This is a genomic window from Peribacillus frigoritolerans (assembly GCF_040250305.1).
GTDB lineage: Bacteria > Bacillota > Bacilli > Bacillales > DSM-1321 > Peribacillus.
In genome coordinates, this window is sequence record NZ_CP158190.1 from 4632469 (window position 1) to 4645695 (window position 13227).

The following is a 13227-nucleotide window of genomic DNA, read 5'->3' on the forward strand; positions in this document are numbered from 1 at the left end:
ACAGTTCCTTTAATGAATTAACTCGTATCACACGACGAAAGAATCATTGAGCTAATTTGGACGGTTCAAGTACTTCCTTTACAATTTCCACGACACGCTCTTGATCTTCAAATGTCATACCCGAACCGGACGGCAAACATAAACCTTGTTCAAATAACATACTTGAAATGCTTTTATCGCCGCTTTCTGAAAAAAATGCTGCATTTTTAAAGACAGGCTGTAAATGTAATGGTTTCCATACTGGTCTGGACTCAATATTTCCTGCTTCTAACGCATTAATCACGTCACTGGATCGTACCCCATTGATTTTGTCGTCTATTGTTAATGCGGTAAGCCAGCGATTCCCCATCGTATCTTTTAATTCAGGCATGAAGGTAATGCCAGGTATGTTCCCTAACGATTTTTTATACCGATCAAAAATTTCTCTCCGAACTTTTACACGGTCATCCAATACTTCTAATTGGGCACGGCCGATTCCAGCTAGAATATTGCTTAAACGATAGTTATATCCAATCGAGCTATGCTGATAATGAAGCGCTGGATCACGTGCTTGTGTAGATAGGAAGAGAGCCTTCTGTAAGTATTCCTCATTATTTGAAACCAGCATGCCCCCTCCAGAAGTTGTTATGATTTTATTTCCATTAAACGAATAAATCCCTATATCACCAAACGCTCCTGTTTGCTTCCCCTTGTAAGATCCACCAAGGGATTCGGCTGCATCCTCTATTAAAGCAACCTTATATTTCCCGCAAATGCTCTTGATCTCATCTACCTTTGCGCTTTGTCCAAATAGATGGACCAAAATTACAGCTTTTGGAATTTTTCGATTTTTCCTTGCATATTCCAAAGCCAGTTCCAATGCCTTAGGTGACATATTCCATGTATCAGATTCGGAATCAATAAAAACAGGCTTCGCACCTTGATAGATGATAGGATTTGCACTGGCTATAAAAGTTAATGAGGAACAGAATACAGTATCACCAGTGGTGACTCCCAATACTTGCAATGCCAAATGAATGGCCGCAGTTCCTGAACTTACTGCCAACGCCCCCTTAGTGCCTGCATATTTGGCAAATTCTTCTTCCAAAGCTTTTACGTTCGGTCCTAGTGGCGCTATCCAATTTGTCTCGAACGCTTGGCTAATGTACATTTGTTCCTTCCCACTCATATGAGGAGGCGAAAGATACAATCTTTTATTCTCCATCCCACACACTCCTTATTATATTATCCTAGCTGGGGACCCCACAGCGGTAGATGCATCAGAAATGTCTTTAATAACGGTTGACCCGGCACCAACCGTACACCATTCCCCTATCGTTATGCTAGGTATGACCGTAGATCCAGCTCCTATCAAGGTACCAGTTCCTACCTTGACAGCTCCTGTCAGGGTAGCACTTGGTGCTATATGGATAAAGTCATCAAGATGGGTATCATGCTCAATGACTGAAGACGTATTTACAATGACGTGATTCCCCACTTTAGCGCCAGCGTTCAAGACGACATTAGGCATAATGACCGTTCCTTTACCTATCGAGACATTTTTACCCACTATAGCAGTTGGATGAATGACTGTCTCATAATCCATTACATCTAAATTCAGATCGTTTACGATTTTTAATCTTAAATCGTTCCTGCCTATCGCAATAATTACCTTATATTCAAAATGAATAAACAAGCTTCTATAGCTTAAGATGGGGCCAAAATATACATTTCCCTTTCTTTTCAGCACTTCGTATTGATCATCTAAAATAGCCATGAGCCGATATTCACCCATTGCTTCAACAATATCTTGAACAACTTTTGAGTGCCCGCCCGCACCGATTATTACGATTTTCTTCAATTCAAATCACTTCTCACATCATCAAATTTGGAGTTTCTTGTTTCCTCGAGGTACAGTTGAATTTTGGTAAACGTCAATCAATACCATTTATCCTATTATCCAACAAATTTTTGGGTTGTGACATGTCCTTCCTGGGTAATGGCTTCTTGTTTACATACCTTAATCAAGGTAAGGTATATGATTTTCATATCCAGTAAAAAGGATTGATTTTCAACGTACCAGACATCAAGCTCAAACTTTTTCTCCCACGAGATTGCATTTCGTCCATTCACTTGGGCCCAACCCGTCATTCCAGGCCGGACATCATGCCTCCTTGCTTGTTCGGGAGTATATAATGGGAGATATTCCATTAATAATGGCCGTGGGCCTACAAAACTCACATCGCCTTTCATGACATTAAATAATTGAGGTAATTCATCTAAACTTAATTTTCTAAGTAATTTCCCAAAATCGGTTAATCTCCTCTCATCAGGAACCAAATCCCCTTTTTCATCTTTTTCATCTGTCATCGTTCTGAACTTATACAAATAAAATGGTTTTCCATTAAGTCCTGGACGCTCCTGCTTAAAAATGACAGGTGAACCTAATTTCAAACGGATGAGGATGACGATAAACAGCATAAGAAGTGAACAGGATATAAGCGCCAGACAAGATATCAAAAATTCAAAAGCCCGTTTCATTTTTTCCTCCCAAATTATCATTGTGTATCGTTATCAAGTAAACGAAGGAATTCTTCAGATAGCTATACAGAATTCTAGTGATTAATTGAAAATTACTTCGCATCTATTATTCTTACTTCTCTTTAACACTTTTAAATAAGTGGATATATTACCCAATTTTCATTCATTAAAAAACGCAAATTATTAAATTTGAATGTGTAACACTTGCTTTACTTTTTTTGAATAATCGCTAACATCACCTGGATTTGAGGCATTATCACTGTATGTGAATTTTGTTATTCTTCCTGTAATTCGACAAATCAAGCATTCTATCTTTTAACGTTTCTTCGCTCATGTCATCATATGTTGTGATGATCTCTTTTATCGCTTTCCAATTTACTTCTCTTGGTTTTCCAATATGGATTTGCGGGTAAATCTGATTCAAATAAACTTCGTCTTCCCCAAGCAATTCTTCGTATAATTTTTCACCTGGCCGGATTCCAGTATAAGTTATCCCAATTTCTTCAACGGTGTAGCCTGACAGTTGGATAAGCTTTTTAGCGAAATCGATAATTTTGACAGGTTCGCCCATATCAAGTACGAATACCTCTCCGCCTTTGGCCAGAACCCCTGCCTGAATGACTAATCTTGAAGCTTCCGGAATCGTCATGAAATAGCGAATCATATCCGGATGAGTGACCGTCAAAGGTCCCCCTTTTTTTATTTGTTTTTTAAAGAGTGGAATGACGCTGCCATTGCTGCCAAGGACATTTCCAAATCGGACCGTTACAAATTTAGTATGACTAGACAAACTCTTATACTGGATCATCATCTCGGCCAAACATTTAGAGGCACCCATTATACTTGTCGGATTTACGGCTTTATCTGAAGAAACCATGACAAAAATATCCACCATGCCAGCCTCCGATGCCTCCGCAACATTCATAGTGCCTATCATATTATTTTTCACCGCTTCTTTAGGGTTGGACTCCATAAGCGGTACATGCTTATGGGCGGCTGCATGATAGACGATATTAGGCCTATGATGGTCGATTACCTGAAACATCCTCCGGCGGTCCTGAATGTCCGCGATTTCGGTCACGATCTCAATTGTATCTGCATAAGCCCCCCGCAATTCCAACTCGATCGCATAAATGCTGTTTTCACCATGTCCAAGCAATACAATTTTAGCTGGATTATACTTCATGATCTGACGACAGATTTCCGATCCAATTGAACCGCCGGCACCGGTTACTAAAATTGTGCTATCAACAATCCTTTCTGAGATCCCTTCATCATCAAGTTGAACGGGTAAGCGACCCAATAAGTCTTCCATCTGGATATCCTGCAATTCATTAATTGGAACCTTCCCTTGAACAATCGCCTCCAGGCTAGGGACAATTTGAGTCTTTTTGCAAGCTTTGGTGCATTCCGAAAGAATCGCATTTATTTCCTCTCTTTTCAAAGAAGGGATTGCAATCACGATATGTTCGATCTTGTATTGCTCGACCACATGAGAAATATGTTTTGTTGCTGCTACTACAGGTATATTGAAGATTTCTAAACTTAGCTTCGCTTTATCATCATCAACGAATGCAACCGGGACTAAGTCTATATTGCTGGATTTTAACAACCGACTCGTTATCATCGTCCCTGCAGACCCTGCTCCAACGACCAACGTTCTTTTTTTATTGGGTGATTGCTTAATGTATCGTTCAAAATAGATCCTCCATGCCAAACGTGAGCACCCAATCATGGCCATATATAGAATACAAGTAATGAAAAGTTCTCTACTATATAGAAAATGGGTAAAATATAGCTGAAAGGCGGCCGTAATGGTAATAGAAAAGGCCGTTACTATGAATATATTAAACATTTCCTTGATACTGGCGTATTCCCAAGCCTTTTTATACTGTTTCAAATAAACAGTAAAGAAATAATGACACACAAGCAAAATAAGCGTAATTATCATTGTAAATGCTGGTATTTCATCATACGGATGTATTAACCAGTAACTTAAAAATACAGCCGTCACAACAACCGAAGCGTCCAGAAAGACTAATGTGAAAAGCCGGTTATAGTATGTCAAATCTACTTCTCCCCATATTAATATTTTTAGTCAAACAAGAATTCTTTAACTTTCATCCCGTATAATACATTCTCGGCATTTTCATTATAGGCGTCGACTATTTCTGGTCCGAAATTCTTTTCAATCAACTTATGTGCTTCCCTGAGTTGAAAACCTCTGTTACTTACATTATGAGCATCTGATGCAATAAAATGAGAAAGACCTGATTGAACTAAATATTTGGAAAACCTTTTTGTTCTCCATCCGAATTTACCCGTGATGCTCCCTGCAGTTATTTGTGAATACGCACCCTTCCAAATCATTTCTTTTAGAAGTTGCGGATTTTTTATTATTTCCAAGTTCCGCTCTGGATGAGCAATGATCGGTGTCAGCCTTTTCAATTGCAGTTCATAAATTAATCGTTCCGTATACCTTGGCACATGGTTTGAAGGCAGCTCGAGAAGGATGTACTGCGAACCATTCAAGCCCATGATTTCGTTATTATCATAATCATCTGAAAGTTCATCGGATATCCTGATTTCCTGCCCTGGCCATACTTTTAGCCCGATTTCCAGTTCATCTAGCACCAGGTTCAATTTTGCAGCTTCATTCACGACTTTTTGCTTATCATTTTCATATATCCCCTTATTATAATGAGGGGTTGCAATAATGTTGGAAATCCCTTGATCTACAGCTTTTCTCGCCATTTCTATACTTTCTTGGATATCTCCAGCACCATCATCCATCTTCGGTAAAATATGACTATGAATATCAATCATCGTTATCCCCTCTTTAACCTAACCCGAATGCTATATTTAACAACTTCCAAACTACTTATTTTATTTCCCATAGTAGTAGTATTCGTCAGGATATTTTTGTTTTTTCTTATTTAGGATTGCGCCCAAAAGCTTTGCATTTGCATTCTCAAGTAATTCCTTTGCTTTTTGTGCTTGATGTATTTCAGTGCTCCCGCTGCTCAACACCAAAACCACGCCGTCTGTCATACTCGCTAGTACTTGAGCATCTGTGACTGCATTAACAGGCGGTGTGTCCAGGATTACTAAATCATAATGCTGCTTTGCTTCATCCAACACTGTCACCATTCCGTTAGAACCAAGCAACTCCGATGGGTTTGGAGGGATTGGTCCACTTGTCAACACATCTAAATTGGGATAAATGGAAGGTTGTACAGCATCAAGCAATTGATTTTGCTTTGAAATGATATTCGTTAACCCCAAGTAGTTCTCCATATTAAAGTTAGTATGAACACTCGGCTTTCTCAAATCTGCATCTATGATGAGAATGCGTTTCCCTTGCTGAGAAAAAACTGCTGCGACATTGATTGAAGTCGTCGATTTTCCTTCACCTGCATTTGCAGAGGTAAAAATCATCGACCTTATGTCTTTTTCCACAGCGGAAAATTGAAGGTTCGTTCTAATCGTCCTATATTGCTCCACAACCGGTGACTTCGATTTCAACATGGAAATACTGCTTCTTTTTTTTATCTCAGTCGTTTTATGTCGTTTATTGCGTGTCAAGCTTTTCACCTCTTGAGGTTCTGATTACAGATTTATAATTTCCGGTTTTTTTTATTTTCGATTAAATTTACGATGCCTAGCATCGGGATTTTTAAATGTTCTTCAATATCAGACTCAACCTTGATTGTCTTGTCTAAAAATTCGATCATGAATGTAAGAATTAAACTTATGATTAACCCTGCAAAACATGCAACGATCGTATTCATGATCGGATTCGGTTTTATAGGTGAGGAATTATCTCCTATATTTGCTTTGGATAAGACATTGACATTGTCAACATTCATAAGCGTTTTTATTTCATCTTGGAATATATCCGTAATTGCACTTGCAACACTAACAGCAATTTTAGGGTCAGCCCCCTCAACTTTAATGGTGAAAATTTGTGAATTCCCATTACTGACAATTTTGATTTGTTCCGATAATGCTGAATTTGACATGTCAAGATTCAGTCGTTCTTTGACTTTTTCTAACATCATTGGACTTTTTATGATTTCGCTGTACGTTTCAATCAATTGAATATTGGTTTGAATCTCTCCTACATTGTAAAGTTCTGACTTTTCTTTAGATTGATTGACTAAGATTTGTGTAGAAGCTTGGTAAACAGGTGAAAGAATGAAAAAGCTAACGATTCCCGTCATTGCCGTTAATAAGGTTGTGAAGATGATAATGAGCACGATGCGTTTTTTCATCATTTGAAAAAGATCTTTTATATTGAGTGCCTCCGCCATTCAATCAACTCCAATCCATGTAAAATACTTTCCGTTTATCCATTTTCTAATTTCCAATTCCTATAATTTTGCGACCTTATCAGAAAACAGTCCATTTTCCTCCATCACATTTTTGGAATCGAATATTAATGAAGCATGATCATGGACACTTTTCCAGTCAAAACAATTGTGTGGTGTTCCAATGACAACTAAATCGGCTTTTTGAAGAATGGCAGCTTCGTATTTTACCACCTGTAGAACCTGTTCATTGATTCGGATTTCTTTTGCATAGGGTTCGATGACGGTTAGATTCTGGACCTTGTTTTGTAATCGTTCAAGTAAGCGGACGACCGGGCTTTCTCTTAAATCATCAATATCACTTTTGTAAGTTGCACCTAAAACCACAACATGTGAGTGTTTCATGAGCTTGTCATTGGCTGCAAGCAGTTCAAGTATGCGCGTATAAGAATAGTGAATCATTCCGTCATTAATATCCCCAGCCAATTCAATCATTTTTGTCCGATGACCATGTTCTTTTGCTTTATAGAGCAAGTAGTATGGATCGACCGGTATGCAATGCCCGCCGACACCAATGCCTGGGGTGAATTTCATGAACCCGTATGGTTTTGAAGAAGCCGCATTGATCGTTTCCCATATATCAATTTCCAAATCATTACATAAAACCGTCATTTCATTCACCAAAGCCATGTTAATCCATCGGAAAGTGTTCTCAAAGATTTTGCTTAATTCTGCAACACGAATCCCATTAACACGATGAGCTGTTGGACCGATGAACTTGCAAGCTAGATCTGTACAGGTTTCCGTCATTCCCCCGACAACCTTTGGAGTGTTGCTTAAATTAAACCTTTTATTTCCCGGATCTATTCTTTCCGGGGAATATGCTACAAAAAGGTTCTTCCCAATCCCATAGCCTCTTTCTGTTAATGGTGTACAGATATATTCTTCTGTCGTTCCTGGATATGTTGTACTTTCCAAAATAACCAATGTACCTTCTTTCACATGTTCAGCGACAATTCTCCCTACATCCCTAACATACGAGATATCAGGTTCCTTCAAATTATTAACTGGGGTCGGAACACAAATCAAAAGGACATTCATGTCTCCGAGCAGCTTCATATCCGTCGTCGCTGTAAATTGCTTTTGGTTTATCAATTCTCTAAGCCCGTCATTATCTACATCATTGATATAGTTAATTCCGCTATTTAAACTTTCCACTTTTGTCTCAGAGACATCGAATCCTGTCACCGTATAACCTTTAGATGCATAATGGCAAGCAGTTGGGAGACCAACATAACCCAATCCAATCACTCCGACTTTAGCGGTCTTGTTCTTTAAATCTCTTTGCAAAGCAGATTTGTGCGAGTATTGGCCATTATTTTTTTGTTGCTCTCTTTCTCGTTTTATTGCTGTTATCATGATTCAACTCCTCCATTTCCCTTACCAGAACATAACGAACATTTAAAATTAGTAGGCCACAATGAATATTCAATACAAATAAACTAACAAATTCCTAACGCTATCTTTCTTAATCAGCTAAATCGACCAGATATATCATTTATATTTTATAGTTGATCTACATTCCTAGAAATCAGCCTTAAAAATTGCCTTGTAAGTTTCCCGTTAATTTTTATCGCCAGCATTAATAAATTATCATAATTATTTTTGTTGCTGGTTCCAGATTTCGAATGAAGCGTTCTGTTTTTGATTCATCTACCCTATTTAACCAGAATCACCTGTTCTTTTGACGTGAGGTACTAGCCATAAAATCCCGTACAAGTGCATGTTTAGGGTAAAACTAAATCTGTTTTTAGCCAACACACCTATATCCATAATTAAATATTTCATTTTGAATAAGAACTTAATCCCACACATTTCACGTTTATAATGGACGTCCCTCAATTAGCAAACAGTTGATAAAAAACGAACATAGTCTTTCTCTATCCGATACTCCATTCTTCCTATCGTTCAAGAAATACAAATCCCCCGATTGAATGGCCTTTAACCGGGGTGCCATTCATCGGGGGAACTCCAATGTTCAGTCAAAACGCGAATTACATACTACTTTTCAGGTTCTTCCTCTGTCATGTCCTTCACTTTGTTAATAGTCCATTCCTGCTTATCTTTCGTTTCAGTATTTTCATACCGCACCTTGTAAGGTCCCTTTCCTTCAATCACATAGTATCCATTTCCTTTTACACTTTTTCCAGGAGCCAGTTTCGTCCCCAGATTATCTCCTGGATAGATACGTAGTTTTTTACCCTCTTGATTCCATACCGACATTTCAAAAACGTCTACAAATTTTTCTTCTGCCGTTTTATTAGTTGCCTTCAGCTGTAACTGTAAAACTTTTTTCCCTTTTTGATCTGGGTGCTCGAGCTGCAATGCTTCTTCAACCCCAATACTTACGCCAGATATGTCTTTCTCCTCTCCTGCATCACCTTTAGCGGTGGAGTCCGTTTGCTTCGGCACTGCTACTGGATCATCCTTAGTATCCTTTTCTCCTGACATGCAGCCTGTCAAAAATATACTTAATGTGAATATACAGATTCCAATACTTCTGAACCTTCTCTTCAATATCATGATTCCACTCCTTTTAAAAAATATAAATCCTTCTTAAAGAGAGATTCTTCACTACCTTTTATCTCATTTAAAAATTGGACTTCCTTTCCTTGAAACGAAAAAATACTCAAACACTTTAAGAAGCGTTTTCAAACATGTAAGAAGGACCCACTTCCAATAGGAGAGGCCTTCTCACATCATTATCAAATTGATTATTTTACTACTGTTTTTGCTATTTCTCCTCCAACTACTAGAGGTCCATTGTCAACTTCAATGACATCTCCTGCTTGCAATCTTCGATTAACCCCATTTTCATCCACAATAAACCGGCTGTAAATTTGGTAACTTCCATCTGGATTAATGAATCCTGCCCCAGTCTGAGTATGGGACACTGTTCTCTGCGCTATTCCATTCACTAGCAAACGGAGACTCTTAGTTCCCTCCGGTGCCTTGCCCGTAACATAATCGGCATTAGGAGCTACAGGATTCACCTGCAGTTTCTCCGCTTCCTTGATTACCGTAGTATGAGCTTGTAGGTTCGATGGAGTCCGAACACCGTAGTCAACCGTTACGATATCGCCTACTTGTAGGGTTTTATTATTTCCATTCTCATCTACTCCTACATACTTACTGTATATACTGAATGTTCCATCTTCATTGACAGGTGCCGTACGCAGTGCTTCGCCATTTACCAATAAGCGAACGATAGTTGCCCCTTCAGGAGCAGTTCCAGTTATAACTTCTGCATTTGGATACACAGGATTGATCTTTACAGGTTCACTCGGCATAAACTGTACTACCCTAACAGATGAACTCTCGCTGACATTCCCAGCCGTGTCGGTAAGGGTAACAGTAATAACCGTATGGACTGGTTGATTTGGAATCGCAACCGCGAATTTCCCGTCTGGACCTACAACTCCTGTATATTTCTTGGAATTAATGGTGACGGTCACATTTGCTTCAGGTTCACCGCTTCCTGTTACTTCTTTACTGTTTGTTGTAACTTCATTTAGTTTCGGTGCATTTGGAGCCGTTATATCTTTATCCAATAAATCTTGCGCTTTGTTCAGTAAATCTTGCAGACGGTCTTTTTCTGCACCTTCAGGAAGTTTATTGACCGCTTTTTGTGCTTCGTCAATCTCCCCTTGATCCGTCGTGTCTTCCAATGTATCGAACTTATCATCCGTGAACAGATCTTCCACTTTGTTCTTCGCATCGGTTAGGTCTTTTTCTGCTTGTTCTTTTTTGTTCAATAGATCTTTCGCTTTGTTCAATAAGTCTTGCAGACGGTCTTTTTCTGCACCTTCAGGAAGCTTATTGACCGCTTCTTGGGCTTCGTCAATCGCCCCTTGATCCGTCGTTCCTTCCAATGTATCGAACTTATCGTCCGTGAACAGATCTTCCACTTTGTTCTTCGCATCGGTTAGGTCTTTTTCTGCTTGTTCTTTTTTGTTCAATAAATCTTGCGCTTTGTTCAATAAGTCTTGCAGACGGTCTTTTTCTGCACCTTCAGGTAGCTTATTGACCGCTTCTTGGGCTTCGTCAATCGCCCCTTGATCCGTCGTGTCTTCCAATGTATCGAACTTATCATCCGTGAACAGATCTTCCACTTTGTTCTTCGCATCGGTTAGGTCTTTTTCTGCTTGTTCTTTTTTGTTCAATAAATCTTGCGCTTTGTTCAGTAAATCTTGCAGACGGTCTTTTTCTGCACCTTCAGGTAGCTTATTGACCGCTTCTTGGGCTTCGTCAATCGCCCCTTGATCCGTCGTGCCTTCCAATGTATCGAACTTATCGTCCGTGAACAGATCTTCCACTTTGTTCTTCGCATCGGTTAGGTCTTTTTCTGCTTGTTCTTTTTTGTTCAATAAATCTTGCGCTTTGTTCAATAAGTCTTGCAGACGGTCTTTTTCTGCACCTTCTGGAAGCTTATTGACCGCCTCTTGGGCTTCATCAATCGCCCCTTGATCCGTCGTGCCTTCCAATGTATCGAACTTATCGTCCGTGAACAGATCTTCCACTTTGTTCTTCGCATCGGCTAGGTCTCTTTCTGCTTGTCCATCCACATCTTTTCCTAATTCAATCTTTTTTGTTTTACCAAATTCAATATTGAAATTCTCTGGATTGCCACTAATTGATTGAGCTATGTTATAACGATACATAGCTTTCCAAGTAAGATTGCCACCGGATTTGCCCACATAACTATTTGCAGGATCACCTGTCGCACTCGTCCAGAGTTTTACCATGCCCGTATCCATGCTCATCGTAAGCGAGCTACTTAAATTATTTAATGCTTGTTTTTTCATTGAAGACAATACAACACTCTCTGGATTATTAAAATCAATGGTGGATACTTTATTTTCCACTTCCAAAGCATGACCCTCTTCTGTTGTTATATGAAGTTTTGCTTGATCATTAATGTTCGCTGGCCCATAAAGTGAGACCATTGGATATGAATCAGTTCCCGTTCTATTCATTTGTACATCTGCACCGGCATCCACGTTAAATGATTTTAACTTTCCAGATTGGGTAACTCCTTTTTGTCCATCAATCTCTACCTTTGCATTAGCTCCAACGGAAAAATCTGCATCACCGCCTGTTGCAGAAAATATTCCATACCCACTTTTATTTGTATGAATTTTCACTTTAGCATTTGGTGCGATCTTAAATTGAGGTTCTTTTGCAACAGACCATATAAGAGCATGGCTACTATTATGGCTAATGTAAGTCACACCTTCAAATTCCACACTACCGGTTTCTGCCAGTTCATGAGTTGCTGATGAACCTGGTACTGTATTGTCATTAATATAGATGTCGTTAACTCCTTTGAAAATTGCCTTCCCGTTACGGTTAAATATTAGTTGAGGTCCGCTGTAATTTACATTTTCGAATATTTGTTCTACATTTTTTGTTCCATCATGTATGGTAACGAAACCGTAATAGTTCTTTCCATTAATATGCGCGTCTTTTACATGGACACTGCTTAATAAATTACTATTACCGTTGGCATAGATACCACCTGTTGATCCTGTTGCCCCTGTTTCCGTTATTGTATGGTTATTACCATCAATCACGATTTCCGTTTTTGCTGGGTGAATTTTAATCGCTCCGCTGATATCAATGTTTTGTCCAAGATGAATCGTTGTAATGCCATTATCCGCCTCTAAAGCAACCTTCAACTCTTGAAAATTATTGACGACTGCTTCATTTATCATCATTTTTGAAGCTGCTTTCCCTGAAGATTGAGTTTCGGTTGTTTGTGTACGAGCTTCTTGATTTTTCACCCCAGACTCTTGTGAATTCGAACTTTCCTCATTCTTAGGTGTGGATAGTTCTTCTGCAAATCCTGCACTTGGCATTAATAGAGAACTTGCTAATAGAAATGATGTTGTCATAACGTTAATAGGTTTTAACATTTTACTTTTCTTCATAAAAGAAACGCTCCTCTAAAAAATGATTTTACTTACAAGATTAATAATACTTTTTTTCGAGAAGTACCTCGTTCCAATAATGATTCATAAAAAATCATTTTAGGAACCACATTAGGGCATTAAACATCAATTTTCATGTGATTATTTTCATTTTTGGCGATGTGTTTAATCGGAAGAAATGATCGAGCATTTTATAAAAGCATATCTTCTTATCCAATCCACCGTCCAAAATTCAAAGTTTCTTTTAGGGGGTAACATCATTATGTTTATATAACTAAAAATGTGATAAGTGAAACCATTGGTTCCGTCTTATCACATTTACGCTTGAAAGGATTTATCCTTTAACATTCCCTGAAGAGTTTCTTCTTTTTTTCTTATAGCTCATTGTCATAACGTTCCATCGGATT

Annotated in this window: 10 protein-coding genes; all 10 read right to left on the minus strand. The window is 38.7% G+C overall.

What is annotated here, in order from left to right; translation table 11 throughout:
• Positions 1 to 43: 43 nt before the first annotated feature.
• Complete coding sequence (locus tag ABOA58_RS22840; protein WP_350300152.1) at positions 44 to 1204, minus strand: DegT/DnrJ/EryC1/StrS family aminotransferase; 1161 nt, start codon at positions 1202 to 1204, stop codon at positions 44 to 46.
• Positions 1205 to 1219: 15 nt separating this feature from the next.
• Positions 1220 to 1840, minus strand: a complete 621-nt coding sequence (locus ABOA58_RS22845; RefSeq protein WP_350300153.1) for an acetyltransferase — start codon at positions 1838 to 1840, stop codon at positions 1220 to 1222.
• 95 nt (positions 1841 to 1935) lie between these two features.
• Entirely contained in the window at positions 1936 to 2520 is a 585-nt protein-coding gene (locus ABOA58_RS22850) for a sugar transferase (RefSeq protein WP_350300154.1), read from the minus strand.
• Between the two features lie 256 nt (positions 2521 to 2776).
• Positions 2777 to 4588, minus strand: a complete 1812-nt coding sequence (locus ABOA58_RS22855; protein WP_350300155.1) for a polysaccharide biosynthesis protein — start codon at positions 4586 to 4588, stop codon at positions 2777 to 2779.
• A 26-nt stretch (positions 4589 to 4614) separates the two neighbouring features.
• Positions 4615 to 5346, minus strand: a complete 732-nt coding sequence (locus ABOA58_RS22860; protein ID WP_350300156.1) for a tyrosine-protein phosphatase — start codon at positions 5344 to 5346, stop codon at positions 4615 to 4617.
• Positions 5347 to 5406: 60 nt separating this feature from the next.
• On the minus strand, positions 5407 to 6114 hold the full coding sequence (locus ABOA58_RS22865; RefSeq protein WP_350300157.1) for a CpsD/CapB family tyrosine-protein kinase: 708 nt from the start codon (positions 6112 to 6114) through the stop codon (positions 5407 to 5409).
• A 23-nt stretch (positions 6115 to 6137) separates the two neighbouring features.
• Entirely contained in the window at positions 6138 to 6833 is a 696-nt protein-coding gene (locus ABOA58_RS22870; protein WP_350300158.1) for a YveK family protein, read from the minus strand.
• 60 nt (positions 6834 to 6893) lie between these two features.
• Positions 6894 to 8249 carry a nucleotide sugar dehydrogenase gene (locus ABOA58_RS22875; protein ID WP_350300159.1) on the minus strand — a complete coding sequence of 452 codons (1356 nt, stop codon included), beginning with the start codon at positions 8247 to 8249 and terminating at the stop codon, positions 6894 to 6896.
• A gap of 642 nt (positions 8250 to 8891) precedes the next feature.
• The gene (locus ABOA58_RS22880) at positions 8892 to 9413 is read right to left on the minus strand and encodes a hypothetical protein (RefSeq protein ID WP_350300160.1); all 522 of its coding nucleotides are present in this window, start codon (positions 9411 to 9413) and stop codon (positions 8892 to 8894) included.
• Positions 9414 to 9604: 191 nt separating this feature from the next.
• The gene (locus tag ABOA58_RS22885) at positions 9605 to 12820 is read right to left on the minus strand and encodes a toxin Cry1Ac domain D-VI-related protein (RefSeq protein WP_350300161.1); all 3216 of its coding nucleotides are present in this window, start codon (positions 12818 to 12820) and stop codon (positions 9605 to 9607) included.
• Positions 12821 to 13227: the final 407 nt, after the last annotated feature.

Coding starts and splice junctions, on each gene's coding strand:
- ABOA58_RS22885 (WP_350300161.1), bottom strand. CDS start 12,820: ATGAAGAAAAGTAAAATGTTAAAACCTATTAACGTTATGACAACATCA.
- ABOA58_RS22840 (WP_350300152.1), bottom strand. CDS start 1,204: ATGGAGAATAAAAGATTGTATCTTTCGCCTCCTCATATGAGTGGGAAG.
- ABOA58_RS22875 (WP_350300159.1), bottom strand. CDS start 8,249: ATGATAACAGCAATAAAACGAGAAAGAGAGCAACAAAAAAATAATGGC.
- ABOA58_RS22880 (WP_350300160.1), bottom strand. CDS start 9,413: ATGATATTGAAGAGAAGGTTCAGAAGTATTGGAATCTGTATATTCACA.
- ABOA58_RS22870 (WP_350300158.1), bottom strand. CDS start 6,833: ATGGCGGAGGCACTCAATATAAAAGATCTTTTTCAAATGATGAAAAAA.
- ABOA58_RS22850 (WP_350300154.1), bottom strand. CDS start 2,520: ATGAAACGGGCTTTTGAATTTTTGATATCTTGTCTGGCGCTTATATCC.
- ABOA58_RS22860 (WP_350300156.1), bottom strand. CDS start 5,346: ATGATTGATATTCATAGTCATATTTTACCGAAGATGGATGATGGTGCT.